At 71.9% G+C, this 15,101-nt stretch carries 8 protein-coding genes; 2 read left to right on the top strand and 6 right to left on the bottom strand.

Going from position 1 to position 15,101, the window contains the following annotated elements; all coding sequences use genetic code 11:
• Window positions 1-152 precede the first annotated feature (152 nt).
• Window positions 153-530 carry a DUF8757 domain-containing protein gene (locus tag LIU39_RS03455; RefSeq protein ID WP_227044401.1) on the top strand — a complete coding sequence of 126 codons (378 nt, stop codon included), beginning with the start codon at window positions 153-155 and terminating at the stop codon, window positions 528-530.
• Between the two features lie 195 nt (window positions 531-725).
• Window positions 726-2,075 carry a hypothetical protein gene (locus LIU39_RS03450; RefSeq protein WP_227044399.1) on the top strand — a complete coding sequence of 450 codons (1,350 nt, stop codon included), beginning with the start codon at window positions 726-728 and terminating at the stop codon, window positions 2,073-2,075.
• 150 nt (window positions 2,076-2,225) lie between these two features.
• Here LIU39_RS03450 and LIU39_RS03445 read toward each other — a convergent pair whose 3' ends face one another.
• From LIU39_RS03445 to LIU39_RS03420, 6 genes are all read right to left on the bottom strand, one after another.
• A complete protein-coding gene (locus LIU39_RS03445) occupies window positions 2,226-3,554 on the bottom strand; it encodes a class I SAM-dependent RNA methyltransferase (RefSeq protein WP_227044396.1) in 1,329 nt (442 codons plus the stop codon).
• A gap of 136 nt (window positions 3,555-3,690) precedes the next feature.
• A complete protein-coding gene (locus tag LIU39_RS03440) occupies window positions 3,691-5,742 on the bottom strand; it encodes an APC family permease (RefSeq protein WP_227044394.1) in 2,052 nt (683 codons plus the stop codon).
• Between the two features lie 222 nt (window positions 5,743-5,964).
• A complete protein-coding gene (locus LIU39_RS03435; protein ID WP_372463798.1) occupies window positions 5,965-10,857 on the bottom strand; it encodes a DNA repair ATPase in 4,893 nt (1,630 codons plus the stop codon).
• Window positions 10,858-10,968: 111 nt separating this feature from the next.
• Window positions 10,969-13,080, bottom strand: coding sequence for a flotillin family protein (locus LIU39_RS03430; RefSeq protein WP_227044392.1), 2,112 nt, complete (start codon window positions 13,078-13,080; stop codon window positions 10,969-10,971).
• A gap of 105 nt (window positions 13,081-13,185) precedes the next feature.
• Complete coding sequence (locus tag LIU39_RS03425; RefSeq protein ID WP_227044390.1) at window positions 13,186-13,779, bottom strand: hypothetical protein; 594 nt, start codon at window positions 13,777-13,779, stop codon at window positions 13,186-13,188.
• A gap of 188 nt (window positions 13,780-13,967) precedes the next feature.
• Window positions 13,968-15,092, bottom strand: coding sequence for a PucR family transcriptional regulator (locus tag LIU39_RS03420; protein WP_372463797.1), 1,125 nt, complete (start codon window positions 15,090-15,092; stop codon window positions 13,968-13,970).
• Window positions 15,093-15,101 lie beyond the last annotated feature (9 nt).

Here is a 15,101-nt window from a genome sequence, read left to right as displayed (position 1 = left end):
GCTCGATCGCCCGGACTCCGGCCGAGACGGTTACCCCGCCTGCTGTGGCTGCATCAAGTCCGAGGCCCCTCACCCCGCACCGGCCTGCCCAGCGTCTTCACCACAGGCGACGTGTGTCCGGCGCGGAACCCATCCGGCACAGGACGGATCAGATGGATCTCCTCGACCAGGACCTGCGCCAACTGGAATGGGTGCCACTGGAGTTCCGCTACCGCTTCCGCTGCAACGTCTCCGACTGCACCGGTCACGACATGGCTTTCCGGGACCGGGAGGCCGGCGAGTCGTACCGCAAGTACCTGCGCCAGTACGAGCAGCAGGGCGTGGAGGAGAAGCTGCGGGAGCGCTGGTTCACCTGGATGTTCGCGCCGGACCACGTCGTCCACTGCTTCGTCGGCAACCTGGCCAAGCAACCCAGGACGTTCATGCTGCTGGCTTCTTCCATCCGCGGCGCGACATCGTCGAGAACTACCAGGAAGAGCTGTTCTCGCTGTAAACAGCCCGCGCAGCACGTCTCAAAGGTCCTCTCATGATGCCCGGATTTTCTGCGGGAGCGACGGGCATTGCCTCCGGGTAGCACGCCCGGGGATCCGCAGGAGGGCCGCACGCACAGGGGCCTGAACGAGCGACAGCAGGACGTTCTCGACCGGGTGGACCAGGGGTGTCCTGAAGGGATTTGGCCGGACAGCACATACAAGGTCAGCACTCAGGCTTGGCAAAGCCGAGGATTGATCAAAGTCATCAAACGCCGGGGGCATTGGAACGCCCAACTCACCGACAAGGGTCGGCAGTACCTCGCAAACGGCGACACCAGCCCCGGAGAGCGCAGCGGCGAAGCATCTGAAGTGCCCGGGGGAACGCTGACGCCGCCACGGCCCCATCCCGTTCCGAAGGCCCGCACGAACTACACCGCCGACCAGCTCCTCAAAGAGCTAAGCGCCAACAACAACTTCCTCGTCAAGCACGTCGAATCCGGCCCACACACGGTCAATTGGGCATCACGGGTCAACGCCGCACGCAAGTCCGGCAAGATCCCGCACACCCAGGATCTTCGCGGAAAGCAGACCCGCCGCGGCTACGAAATCAAGCTCATCGACATCCCAGCTTGGCGCCATATCGAACCCGCCCCGGTCCCCGTACCGGCGCGATTGACCCGACCTCATTCGGTGGTGATCGCACATCGCACTTCAAAGCAGGCTCAGCCCATGGGCCTGACCAAACCCGTTCAAGGGCGCGCCCTGCGCATCATCCAGGCACTCATCACCACCACCGCATCGCAAGGCCACACGGCAGCACTCGGCCCCACGCAGGGCGCTCCCCCATCGCATCGACGCCGCAGCGCACCACCCCACTTCACCATCACCGCCCGAGACGCAACGGTCGGCTTCCTCGTCCTCCAGGAACAGAACCGCAGCGCACACATCCCCACCGACAAGGAACTTGCCGACGCCAAGAAGCACACATGGATGCGCATCCCCCGCTTCGACCACACCCCCGCCAACCGGCTGTGTTTCATCCTCCGCGGCGGCAGCCCGCACCGCGGCAACGAAGGGACCGATCTCCCCGACCGACCTCTGGAAGACCAACTCGCCGAAATCGTGCAAGAAGTCGACCTTCGCGGCGAAGCCGCGGAACGCGACCGCCACGCAGACGAGCAGCACCAGGAGGCGGCAGGGCAGAACTGGGAAAGCGCCGCGCTCAAAGCCCGCGCCGCACACACCCACACCTATCGCGTCAAGCACCTCGAAGAACAGGTAGACGCCTGGCACCAGGCCAAGCGCCTGACCGAGTACGTCACAGCGGTGCGCGACCACGCCACGTCACTGCTTCCCGGGCAGGAAAGGACCGAGATCGAGGCGTGGCTCGCGTTCGCAGACGCCCACCTTCAACAGCTCACCGAGTCCGCCTCGGCACCAAAGCTACCCATACCGCCGCAGCCCAGCGGAGCAGACCTTGAGCCTTTCCTCGGCCGTCGAAGCCCCTGCGGACCCCGCTCCCCCCAGGCCCCAAATCAGGCCATAACCGGCAAGGCTTCACCAAGAGACAGCAAAGAAGGGGCCCCGGAAGACCGCACCTGACGCACCGCCACCTGCAGGACCGCACCCCTGACGATCCATCAGGACATGCGTCAAACGTGCGTCAGAAAGGCCTCACGCGCGTCGAATGTGCGACAAGATATCACCCGTAACGCCCACACCACACATCCTGCGCACGCGAAAAACCGCAGGTCAGACGCCCTTCGATGCCCTCTCAAGGATCGCCACGCACTCCACATGGTGGGTCACAGGAAACAGATCGAACGCCCGCATCCGCCGAGGCACATACCCGGCCTCCCGGAAGTACTTCAGGTCGCGGGCGAGGGCGGCCGGGTCGCAGGCGACGTAGGCGATGCGGCGGGGGGTGAGGGCGGCGAGTTGGGTGACGGTGTTCCGGCCGGCGCCGGCGCGCGGGGGGTCGAGGACGACGAGGTCGGCGTCGGTGATGCCGGTGCGGGGGAGGATCGTCTCGACCTTGCCGTGTTCGATGCGGACGCGGTCGAGGTCCTGGAGGTTGTGGCGGGCGTCCTCGACGGCGCGCTTGCCGGATTCGATGCCGAGGACGGCGCCCTTGTCGCCGACGCGTTCGGCCAGGGCTCCGGCGAAGAGGCCGACGCCGCAGTAGAGGTCGAGGGCCATGTCGCCCTTCTTCGGCATCAGGCCCTGCATGACGGCCTCGACGAGGAGGTCGGCGGCCTTCGGGTGGACCTGCCAGAAGCCGCCGTTGCCGACCCGCCAGGTGCGGTCGGCGGCGCGTTCGCGGACGAAGGGGCGGCCGTGGACGCGGTGGACGCCGCCGTCCTTCTCGTCGACGCGGAGGACCGAGACGGGCTTGTCGAGCTCGACGAGGGGGAGGCGGCCGCCGGGCTGGGGGGTGAGGATGACCTGGCGGTCGTGGGAGCCGGTGGCGGCAATCGCTTCGACGGAGGCGATCTGCGGCCACTCGCGCTGCTCGATGCCCAGTTCGGAGACGCCGGGGGCGGCGATCAGGCAGTGGGTGACCGGCTCGACCTCATGGGAGCGGTGCTTGCGCAGGCCCGCGCGGCCCTCGGCGTCGACGGCGTACTGGACGCGGGTGCGCCAGGCCGGGACCTCGCCCTTGGCGACCTTGTCGCCGGGGGCCGGCTCGACGGTGCCGTCCCAGCGGGCGTCCTCGGGGGTGAGGCCGGCCAGCCGCTCCAGCTGTTCGGTGATCACCGCGCCCTTGAGGCGGCGCTGGGCGCCGGGGGCGGCGTGCTGCCAGTCGCAGCCGCCGCACTTGCCGGGGCCCGAGAAGGGGCAGGGCGCCTCGACGCGGTCCTTGGAGGGGGTGTGGATCTCGACGGCGTCGGCGCGCAGGAAGCGGGCGCCCTCCTCGCCGTCGGTGACGCGGGCGGTGACCCGCTCGCCGGGGAGTGCGTGCCGCACGAAGAGGACCTGGCCCTCGTCGGTGCGGGCGATGCAGTGGCCGCCGTGCGCGACCGGGCCGACCTCGACCTCGTACTCCGCGCCGACCAGCGACTTCTCGGGTTCTGTCTGCATGGCGGCGAAGCTCCAAAGGTGGGGGTGGCGCGGCGGGGCCGCGGCCGGGTACGGCGGGACGACAGCCTTCGAGTCTACGTGCCGTCGTGCCGTGCCTTGTGCCGCGGCCGCCGCCCGCCCCGCGGGGCCGCCGCCGCTACTTCTTGGTGGCCGCCTTGTCCTTCTTCGGCTGGGTGACAGGGCCGCGGCGGACGGCACCCGGCGCGTTCCACTCGGCGCGCTTGCGGGCCCGCCGCTTGGCGGCCTCGGAGGAGTCGAGCTGCCAGGGCACGGAGGTGACCATGACGCCGGGGGTGAACAGGAGCCGGCCCTTGAGGCGCAGGGCGCTCTGGTTGTGGAGGAGGTGCTCGTACCAGTGGCCGACGACGTATTCCGGGATGTAGACGGAGACGGCGTCGCGCGGGCTCTCCCGGCGCAGCGACTTGACGTAGTCGATGATCGGGCGGGTGATCTCGCGGTACGGGGAGGCGAGGACCTTGAGGGGGACCTCAATGCCGCGGCGTTCCCACTCGGCGCGCAGTGCCTTGGTGTCGGCCGGGTCGACGTCGACGCTGAGTGCTTCGAGGGTGTCGGAGCGCATCAGCTTGGCGTAGTTCAGGGCGCGCAGGGTGGGCTTGTGCACCTTGGAGACCAGGACTATGGCGTGTACCCGGGAAGGGCGGACGACCTCGTCGTCGGGGGTTTCCTCAGCGGCGATCTCGTCGGCGACCCGATCGTAGTGCCGTCGGATGGCACTCATCGTCACGAAGAATATGACCATGCCGAGCAGCGCGACCCAGGCGCCGTGCGTGAACTTCGTCAGCAGCACGACGATCAGGACGAGGCCGGTGAAGGTGGCGCCGAACGCGTTGATCGCGCGGGAGCGGTGCATCCGGCGGCGGGCGGCGACGGACTTCTCGGCGCGCAGGTGGCGGTTCCAGTGCCGGACCATGCCGATCTGGCTGAGTGTGAAGGAGACGAAGACGCCGACGATGTAGAGCTGGATCAGGCGGGTGGAGTCCGCGCCGTAGATGTAGACGAGGACGGCGGCCGCGCCGGCCAGCAGCACGATGCCGTTGGAGAACGCCAGCCGGTCGCCGCGGGTGTGCAGCTGGCGCGGCAGGTAGCGGTCCTGGGCAAGGATCGAGCCGAGCAGCGGGAAGCCGTTGTAGGCGGTGTTGGCGGCGAGGAAGAGGACCAGGGCGGTGGCGGCGGCCAGCACGACGAAGAGGAACGAGCCGCTGCCGAAGACCGCGGCGGCGACCTGCGAGATGACCGGGTCCTGGGTGAAGCCGGAGCCGACCGGGACGCCGTGGTGCAGCAGGTCCTTGGCCGGCGACTCGGCCATCTTGACGTCGGTGGCCATGGCCAGGGCGATGATGCCGCAGAACATGGTGACGGCCAGGCCGCCCATGAGGGCGAGGGTGCTGGCGGCGTTCTTGGACTTCGGCTTGCGGAAGGCGGGCACGCCGTTGCTGATCGCCTCGACGCCGGTGAGCGCGGCGCAGCCGGAGGAGAAGGCGCGCAGCAGCAGGAAGACCAGGGCGAAGCCGGCCAGGCCCTGGTGTTCGGCGTGGACGGTGAAGTCGGCGGTGGGGGCCTTCATCGAGTCGCCCATGATCAGGCCGCGGAACGCACCCCAGAGGATCATGATGAAGACACCGGCGACGAAGACGTACGTCGGGATGGCGAAGAGCTTGCCGGATTCCTTGACGCCGCGCAGGTTCATCAAGGTCAGCAGCACGATGGTGGCGATGGCGCAGAGCGTCTTGTGCTCGACGACGAACGGGATCGCGGAGCCGAGGTTCTCCACGCCCGATGAGATGGAGACCGCGACGGTCAGGACGTAGTCGACCAGCAGGGCGCTGGCCACGGTCAGACCGGCCTTGGGTCCGAGGTTGGTGTTGGCGACCTCGTAGTCGCCGCCGCCGCTCGGGTACGCGTGCACGTTCTGCCGGTACGACGCCACGACGGTGAACATCAGCACCACGACGGCGACCGCGATCCACGGGCTGAAGTGGTACGCCGACACACCCGCGACGGACAGCACCAGCAGCACCTCGCCCGGCGCGTAGGCCACGGAGGAGAGCGGGTCGGAGGCGAAGACGGGGAGTGCGATGCGCTTGGGGAGAAGGGTCTCGCCGAGCTTGTCGCTGCGCAGTGCGCGCCCGATCAAGATGCGTTTGGGCACGTCGGTCAGTTTGGACACGCAGAGGATGCTAAGCCTTCGTCAAGGCCGTCGCCCACCCGCCTCCCTCGCGGGCGGACGGCCCGCCGCCGGGTGTCCCCCCGCCCGGCCTGGCCGGAAGCCCGCCGGGCGTCCCGCCACCTGCACACGATCTGCACGACTCGTCCGCCGGATACCGACGAGGGGTGCAGGAGGCCCCGCCGGGTGCCGCCGCGGCGGGGCGCCGGCCTCGGACCCGGGCTCTCAGCGGGCCCGCCAGGTGGCCTTCACCTCCTGCCAGCGGCGGGCCGCGTCGCCGGTGAGGCGGCCGCGGATCTCGGCGAGCTTGAGCAGGTTGGCCTCGGCGCCGCCGGTCAGCGTCTGCGCCTCGCTGCGGTAGTGGTCGTCGATCAGCGCGTCGACTTCCGTGTCGTTCATCACGGGGACCAGGCGCGCCGCGAGCTTGTTGGTGTTGCGGTAGGAGCCCTGGAGCAGGAACGGCGGTTCGGTGCGGGTGGTGTCCGCCTGGGAGGCGGAGGCGAGGTAAGCGCGGTTGACGTCGAGCACCGTGCGCCGCACGCGCAACAGCTTGCGCAGCACGGCGAGGATCTGCTCCAGCTCTTCCGGGGCGTACGGGTGGGCGAGCAGGTCGGCGCGGGCGGCCGGGGCGTTCTGGGCGAGCCGGACCAGCAGGGCGGTGTCGGCGCGGTCGCGGGCGGCGAGCGGGGCGAGGACGGGGTTGGCGGTGAGGGCGTTCTCGATGTGGGAGAGCGCGAAGAGGTCTTCCTTGCCGGTGAGGACGTCGCCGAGGTTCCAGACGTCCGCGCGGTTGGCGAGCATGTCGGGCAGCCGGAAGCGCTGTCCCGACTCGGTGTACGGGTTGCCGGACATGCAGACCGCGAAGCGCTTGCCGCGCAGGTCGTAGCTGCGCGCCCGGCCGTCCCACACGCCTTCCATGCGGCGCTGCGCGTCGCAGAGCGGGATGAACTTCTGGAGCAGTTCGGGCGAGGTGTGCTGGATGTCGTCGAGGTGGAGGAGGACGTTGCTGCCCATCTCCAGCGCGAACGAGATCTTCTCCACCTCGCGGCGGGCGGCGGCGTCGGGGGCCGCGGCCGGGTCGAGGGAGGTGGTGCCGTGGCCGAGGGCGGGGCCGTCGACGGTGACGAGGACCAGGCCGAGGCGGGCGGCGACGTATTCCAGCAGGGTCGTCTTGCCGTAGCCGGGCGGTGACAGGAGCAGCAGCAGGCCCTGGCTGTCGGTGCGCCGTTCGTCGCCGGCCGCACCGAGCTGCTTGGCGAGGTTGTCGCCGATGAGCGGCAGGTACACCTCGTCGATGAGGCGGCTGCGGACGAAGGAGGGCAGGACGTCGGGGCGGTAGGAGTCCAGCCGCAGCCGGCGGCGTTCGGCGGCGAGGAGGGCGGTGCGGCGGCGGGTGTAGGCGCGGTGTGCGGGGACGCGGGTGGTGCGGAAGGTGCGGGTGCGGGCGAGGAGTTCGTCCAGGCGCAGCGGCAGGGTGCCGTCGGCGCGGATCCGGGGGTGGCTGCCGAGCAGTCCGCCGACGACAGTGGCGACGGGTGCGTCGATCTCGCGGCGCGGCAGGTCAGGGCCGCACAGTTCGATGGCGGCGGCCTCGGCGAGGTCGTCGCGGGGCGCGCCGCGGTCGTCGGCGTAGCCGCGCAGCCAGGCGGTGACGAGGTGGTGGCGGGCGGCCAGGTCTTCGCCGAGGGCGCGCAGGTCCTCGGCGAATTCCTTGACGGCGGTGGATTCGGGGCCGCCGAGTGCCTGCCGGAAGCCGGCCAGCAGGGCGCGGGCGGCGGCTCCGGTGGCGAAGTGCGGGCGGCCGGCGGCCAGTTCCTCGACGAGGTAGCCGCCGAGGCCGGCCGGGCCGTGGGGGTCTGGTGCCGCGTCGGCGGGCGGCAGGCCGGTGTCCGTCAGGAAGCGGGTGGCGGCCTGCGTCAGTTCGGCGGCCAGTTCGGCGGTGTCCGCGCGGCGGCCGAAGCGGGCGCGGGCGCGGGCCAGGGAGTGCGCGCGGGTGGTCCACAGGGTGCGGGCGGTGTGGTCGGTGCCGTGGCGCCAGAACAGCTGAGCTGTGGCGCGGGTTTCCGGGGTGAAGCGGAGCAGTCCCGCGTCGGCGCGCAGTTGCAGCAGGGCGGTGAGCACGGCGGTGGTGTCGTGGTCGTGCACGCCGCGGTCGTAGCCCTCGTCGTAGCGGTCCTGGGCGGCCCGGCCGACCAGGCCGGCCAGGGTGCCGTCGGCGGCCGCCGCGCGCAGCGTGTCCAGGGTGAGGTCGTCCTCGCCGGTTTCGGCCCGGTCCAGCAGGAGGGCCGCGAGGTGTTCGGCGCGGTAGACGGCGGGTGATTCCGAGGGCAGCGGCTGGTCCCAGAAGGCGCGGTCGGCGGTGAGGCGGTCGTCGGCGGCGGGTGCGCGGTAGTCGGTTCCGGTGACGGCGAAGGCGAGGCGGCCTTCGTACGGGACGAGGGTGAGGTCGAGGGGCTGGGTGTTGACGGCGAAGCGGTGGCGGCCGAGGCGGAGGGTGCCTGCGGTGTCGTAGAGGTCGGCGCGGTCGCGCAGGGCCCGGCCGGCTTCCTGGCGGGCGGCGGCGAGCCGGCCCTCCAGTTCGCCGGCGCGTACCGGGTCGGCGAGGGCGCGCAGTTTCTCGGCGGTGGCGCGGACCTTGGCGACCAGCGGGTCGGCGGCGAAGTAGGCGTGGACCTCGTCGGCGGTGTCGAGGGCGCGGGCGTGGCGGGTGACGGTGGTCAGGACCCGGTCGGCGGATGCGGCGAGCCGGTCGGTGCGCCGGGCGCGTTCGTCGAGCTGGGCCTGTTTGCGGGCGGCGAATGCCTCGCTGATCTCCTCGCGCCGGGCGGCGATCCGCGCCGTGCGGTCGTCCTGGCCGGTGGCGGCGCCGTCGTCGGTTCCTGCGAAGCGCGCTTCGAGGTTTTCGACCTGGAGGAGCAGCCTGCCGAGCTGTTCGTCGCACTCCTCGGGACTGGCGGCGTCGGCCAGCGCACCCGCCAGGGCCTGCCCGAGCAGGGCGAAGTGGGCGGCGAACTCCTCTCGGCCCTCGGCGTCGGCGAGGGTGCGGCGGCGGGATTCGAGGGTGGCGCGGGCGCGGTTGACGGCGCCCAGGACGTCGCCGAGGCGGGTGAGGACGGCGGTGCGGACGGTGGTGTCGGGGAGGTCGAGGGTGCCGACGACGTCGGTGACGATCCGCAGCGCTTCGGCCTGTTCGTCGATGCGGGCGGCGAGCGGCGCGGCGTCGGCGGCGGCGCCGATGGCGGCGGCCTGGTCGGTGAGGCCGGCGACGGTGCGGTGGGTGGCGGCGAAGGCGTCGTCGGCGCTGAGGAAGGCGACGGCGCGGCGGCCGGTGGCGGCCAGGTCGTCGGCGAGTGCGGCGGTGAGCGTGTCGATCCGGTCGGTGTCGGTGTTCCGGGTCTCGCGCAGGCTCTCCAGGTGGCCCTGGGCGTGGCGGAGCGCGGCGAGATGGCGGACCCAGGTGTCGGCGGACTCCGGCCGGTCGGCGCGGATCCGGCGGACCAGGGCGGTGGTGCGGGTCTCGGCTTCCGCGAGCTGTTCGGCGGCGCGTTCGCGGAGCGCGGTGACCCGCGCGAATTCGTCGATGACCTGGGATGCGGTGGCCCGGACGGTCGCCAACGGCTCGGCGGGCGCACCGAGTTCGGGGTCGGCGAGCCAGTGGTGGGTGTCGGCGGCGCGGGCGGCGGCGGCCGCGATGGCGTCGAAGACGGCGGCGGACGGCTCGGTCCCGGCCGTCATCCGGGCCACGGCGAGGACGTCGGAGATGCCGCGGACGAGTTCGGCGTTGCCGATGCGGGCCAGCGGTCCCTCGCCCTGTGGCAGGGCCGCCGTGTAGGCGTCGGAGGTGAAAGGGGTGCGCCAGATCTGGAGGGGGTGGACGCGGGCCGGCTCGGGGCCCCGGTCGCGCAGTACGGCCAGGGTGCCGTCGTCGAAGAGGGCGTAGCCGCGGGTGGTGAGCGGGGCGGCGGCCTCTTCGCGGATGACGTTGTAGGGGAGCAGGAGGGTGCGGCCCTCGGCACGGTCCTGGAAGACGTACAGCAGGTCCTCGCCGTTCGGGGAGCGGACCGCGCGGACGAATTCCAGTCCTCGGGTGCCGGTGTCGAACGTTCGGGTGGCGCCGGTGGTGAGGTGGTAGCCGCCGGGGAAGACGATGCCCTGGTCCTCGGGGAGGGTTCGGCACGCCTGGCCGATGGCATCGATGCGGACGGCGGTGCGGGTGCGGGTGTGGTAGACGAGGTGGCGGTCGGCACTCTCCTTGTAGGGGCGTATCCGCAGCAGGATCAGCGGGCCGACCCGGGCGTGTGCCACGTCGGCGTCGGCGAGCGACTGGAGGGGTTCGTCGACGGGTTCGCGGTGGATGCCGTCGGCGGTGGTGGTGTCGTTGTCGGCCTTGAGGGTGAGGGCGCCGCCGGAGGTGGAGACGTAGACGGTGTCCTGCACGGCGATGTGCGGGTGGCGTCCGGCGACGTGGTCCTCGCGGGTGGCGGGGGTCCAGGTGACGTCGTGCGGGGGCGGCAGGGTGAGGTCGCGTTCGCCCTTGGCGTCGAGGTAGGACGGGGTGCCGTCGGCGGCGATCCGCCAGCGCAGTGCGCGGATGTCGGTGAGCCGGTCGCCGGTACGGAAGACGGCGAGCAACAGGGTGTCGGTGCGGCGCAGTTGGAGCAGGCGGGCCTGGCGGTAGTAGCGGTGCAGTTCGTCGAAGTCGTGCAGGAAGCGCGGGTCGTCGAGGAGGCCGGGGAGCGCGCCGGGTGCTGCGGGTTCGACGTGGTCGCCGGCCAGGCGGTGCAGGGCGAGGACGTCGGCGACGGTGGTGGGCGCGCCCTCGGTGCCCGCGGCGACCGGCGGGTGGTGGCCGAACAGCAGGTGGCCGCCGACCTGGGCGATGTCGCGGGGCAGGCAGGCCGCGGCGGTGTGCAGCCGGCCGGTGGCGAGGAGTTCCTGTGCGGTGCCGCCGAAGGCTTCCGTACGGCGGGTGTTGAGCGTTCCGGCCCGGGTGGCGAGGTCGTCCGCCGCGGCGGCGAGACGGCCGAGCAGCACCTCGTAGGTGCCGTCCGCCACGCTGCCGCCCGGGTCCGCTGCCGCCGTGGCGGGCGGTGTGTGCTGCGCATTGTCGGTGTTCACGTGCTTCCCACTCCCTGCTGACTCGGTACGGGTGGCGGGACGACGGCACCCGGCTCCCCCGCCGCCGTGCCCGCCGCCCCGCGGCCCGCTCCCCTCTCCCCTGCCGGCGCCCTACGAGGCGTTCGCCACCCCGCCGTTCCGCGCGGCGGGCAGGCCGGCGCCGAGGTCGCCGAGCCGGGTCTCGGCCAGGCCGCCCGCGCGCAGGGCGTCCAACAGGTCCTGGAGCGGCCCGGATTGCGGGCCGCCGGTCGCGATCAGCCGGCCCAGCGCGCCGGCCAGGGTGAGGTCGCGCAGTCCTGACGCCCCGAGGCCGCCGAGCATCGCGCCCAGGTCATCGGTGAACGTCGAGTGCTCCTTGTCGAGCCAGGGGCCCGCGAGCGTGCGGACCGTCTCGGAGCGGTCGACCAGCGCGTCCAGGCCCTTGGCGGTGCCGATGGAGCCGACGAGCTTGTCGAAGAAGGCGCTCTCCCCGCCGACGATGTCGATCCGGGCGTTCTCCAGGCCGGTGGCCAGCACCGTCGCCTGGGCCTCGGCGACCTGCCGCTGGACGTCGATGCCCGCCAGCCGGATGTCCTTCTCGGCGGCAAGACGCAGCCGGTACTCCTCGTGCTCCCGGCTCGCCGAGTCCAGTGCGGCCATCGCGGCGGCCTTGTCGGTGAGCCCCTCGGCCTCCGCCTTGAGCTTCTCGCCGATGGCGACGGCGTCGGCGAGCGCCTGCGCCTTGGTGCCCTCGGCGTCCGCGAGCGCCTTGAGGCGGGCGCCTTCCGCCTCGGCCCTGAGCAGCGCGCCGGCCGCCTCCGCCTCGGCGAGCCCGGACTTCTCGATGGCCTGCGCATTCCGTTCGCGGACCTGGACGTCGGCGAGGCCGGCCGCGGCGGCTTCGGCCTGGACGCCTTCGGCGAGCCGGATCTTGGCCTGCGCGTCGAGTTCGGCGGTGCGGTGACGGGTCTCGGCGAGGGTCATCTGCTCGGCGGCGCGGTGGGTGGCCGCCTGCTCCGCCGCCTCGGCCGCCTTGATGTCCTTGACCAGGCGCTCCTGGGCCTCGGCCTCGGCGCGGATGATCAGCGACTGCCGCTCCCGCTCGGCCTCCTCGACCGTGCGCAGCTTCTTGATCTCCTCCTCCTGGGCGGCGACGGTCTTCTCGACCGCGATCCGCTCCCGGATGACATCGGCGATCTCCCGCTTCTCCGCCTCGACCTCCTTGTCGGCGGCGATGCGGGTCAGCTGCGTCTCGCGTTCCCTGGCGATGACCTCCAGCAGCCGGTCCTTCTCGATGCGCTCGTTCTCGATGGCGATGACCCGCTCCCGGTTCTTGACCGCCACCGCGATCTCCCGCTCGCGGTTCTCGTTCTGGATGCCGAGCGCTTCCTCCGTCTTGAGGTGCGCGGCCTGCGCCCGCAGCCGCTCCTCGGCCTGTACGCGGGCGGTCTCGGCCTCTTCCCTGGCCCGGACGATCTCGATCTCGCGGTGCTGCTTGATCTCCGCGTCGGCCTGCCTGCGCTGGAGTTCGAGCACGGCTTCGCGGGCGTCGACGTTCTGCCGGGTGATCTCCTTCTCCTCGTGGCGCTGGTACTCGTTGGTGCGGACGTGCTCGATCGCGGTCAGCTCGGTGATCTTGCGGATGCCCTGCGCGTCGAGGATGTTGGCGGCGTCGAGCTGCGCCAGCGGGGTCTGCTCCAGGTGGTCGATGGCGGCGTCTTCGAGGCTGTAACCGTTCAGATCGGTGCCGATGACGGCGATGATGCGGTCGCGGAACTCGTCCCGCATCGTGTAGAGGTCCTGGAAGTCCAGCTGCTTGCCGACGGTCTTGAGCGCTTCGGAGAACTTCGCGTTGAACAGCGCCTGGAGGGTGCTGTCGTGGCTGGCGCGCTCGGTGCCGATCGCCTGGGCGACCTTGACCACGTCCTCCTTCGTCTTGTTGACGCGGACGAAGAACGCGATCCGGATGTCGGCGCGGATGTTGTCCTTGCAGATCAGGCCCTCGTGACCGGTGCGGCCGATCTCGATGGTCTTCACCGAGATGTCCATCACCTCGGCCTTGTGCAGCACCGGCAGCACCACGGCGCCGGTGAAGGTGACGTCGACCTTGCGGTACTTGGACACGATCAGCGCCTGGCCCTGATGGACCTTGCGGTAGAGGCGGGTGACGGCGAAGAGCGCCACGAGCACGATGAGGACGACGACGGCGATGGTCACGCCGATTCCTATGGTGATGGCATCCATCGGTGAATCCCTGTGTAGGTGCGGGAAGTTGACGACGCGTGAGGGTGACGGGCAGCGCGCGGCGGGCAGGGCGGCGCGGGGCCCGGCGAAGCGGCGGGGCGGGCCTCAGACGAGGGGTTCGTGGGGGTCGAGGGCGCCGTCGAAGGGCGCGACCCGGAAGAACTCGCCGTCGGCGTCGTAGTCGAAGATGAGGGCGCTGCTGCCCGCGGTGAGACCGGTCTCCTCGCTGCGTACCTGCACGGTCGCGGTGGCGCCGTCATCGGCGCGCACCTCGGCCTGGCCGAAGCCGGAGTCGACCCGGCCGGTGCGGATCACGCAGATCCGGCCGATGAAGTCGTCGCGGGAGGCGACCTGTTCGGGCGGCAGCATCCGGCGGGCGATGCGGGCCGCGAGCCGGGTACCGGCCCAGGCGGCGGCCACCGCGGCCGCCAGCGATCCGGCCCGCAGCGGCAGGTCCGTGGTCAGCGCGGCGCCCGCGAGGCTGACGAGCCAGGCGATGAGCAGGCCCAGCGACAGTGTCACCGTCACCGGAAGCCCGGCCTGGGCGTCGGTGCCGGCGTGGCCATCCTCACCCCCGTCGAGGATGTGCACGCCGGCGCCGCCGATCAGCACCAGCAGCCAGTACCCGGCGACGATGACCAGCGCGAAACTGAAGAGCGCCGCCGGAAAGGCGAGCGCAGCATGCAGAAAGTCGCCCATGGTCGTCCCCCGTCGCGCTGCCGATGACCGTGCTGCTGTCGATGAATCCATCGTGGCAGCACGACAGGCGCGGGCACATTGCCGGAATCCGGCAATCTTTATGCGTTCTTGATGGCCTGCTATCGCCGTACGGAGTGCGCCGCGGGGACCGGGCACGGGGCCGGGGCACGGCCCACCGGCCGTACGCCCTACAGCGGCTTGTCCGGCCAGCCCAGCACCCGGGCGCCCATCGCCGCGGTCTCCAGCGTGAAGCGCTGCAGCCCGTCCGCGGGGTCGTAGCCGGTCAGGAACTTGATGCGGTCCAGGCGGTACGACAGGGTGCGCACGCTCAGCGACAGCCTGCGGGCCGCCTCGGCGTTGACGTAACCGGCCGCCGCGCACGCCGACAGCGTCTCCAGCAGCGGCCCGGCCCCGCCCCGCGCCTGCGTCAGCGGCCCCAGGACGGTGCGTACGAGATCGGCCATCGCCGCGCGGTCGCGCAGCAGCACGGGGAAGACCAGCAGGTCCGCCGCGCGCAGCACCGGCCCCGTCAGCTCCAGCTGCTCACCCAACTCCAAGGCGCCCAGGGCCTCTTCGTAGGAGCGCACCACGCCGCCCGCGCCGGAGTGCGGCCGCCCGATGGCGACCTGCTCGGCGCCCCGCTGCCCGTTCTCCGTCGCCCGCGCGAGGGTGGCGAAGGCGTCCAGGAGGGACTTCTCGGCGCTGGCTGCGATGCAGATCAGCCGGCCGTCCTTGGTGGTGATGAGCACATCGCGGTCGCCGAACCGGCCGATCAGCTCCCGCTCGACGCGGCGGGCGACGGGATGCACGTCGTCGAACGGCCCGGTGCCCTCGGCGACCGCGACGGCGTGCGCGTGGGCGAGCCGCAGCCCGAACCGTTCCGCGCGTTCGGCCAGCCGCCCCAGGTCGCTGCGCCCGTAGAGCAGATCGTCGACGAACTCCCTGCGCGCCGCCTCCTCCTGACGCACCGCAAGGCGCTGGGCGCGCTCGTGCCCCTCGCCGAGCGCGGAGACCGCCGCGTCGACGGCGGCCAGCAGGGCGTCGCCGGTCCTGGCGCGTTCGGCGGCGCCGGCCGAGCGCGCCACACCCGGCAGCGTGCCCCAGAGCCTGCGGGTCTCGCCGAGGTACAGGCCGACCAGCTCACGCAGTCCGTGCCCGGCCTCGGCCGCCCGCTCGCCGAGGTCGCGCAGCGACTCCAGTTCGGGCCTGCGCAGCGGCCGTCCGGTGGCCGAGACGTCGCCGAGCAGGATGTCGTAGCCGTCGAGGTAGCCCGCGGATATCGCGGCCGTCCCGGGCGCCGTGCGGCGGCTCACCGGATCCCG

It is taken from the genome of Streptomyces pinistramenti (assembly GCF_020564935.1).
Lineage (GTDB): Bacteria > Actinomycetota > Actinomycetes > Streptomycetales > Streptomycetaceae > Streptomyces > Streptomyces pinistramenti.
Note: the sequence above shows the minus strand (reverse complement) of the source record. Positions and strands in the feature narration are given on the sequence as shown.

Coding starts and splice junctions, on each gene's coding strand:
- LIU39_RS03430 (WP_227044392.1), bottom strand. CDS start 13,080: ATGGATGCCATCACCATAGGAATCGGCGTGACCATCGCCGTCGTCGTC.
- LIU39_RS03455 (WP_227044401.1), top strand. CDS start 153: ATGGATCTCCTCGACCAGGACCTGCGCCAACTGGAATGGGTGCCACTG.
- LIU39_RS03425 (WP_227044390.1), bottom strand. CDS start 13,779: ATGGGCGACTTTCTGCATGCTGCGCTCGCCTTTCCGGCGGCGCTCTTC.
- LIU39_RS03445 (WP_227044396.1), bottom strand. CDS start 3,554: ATGCAGACAGAACCCGAGAAGTCGCTGGTCGGCGCGGAGTACGAGGTC.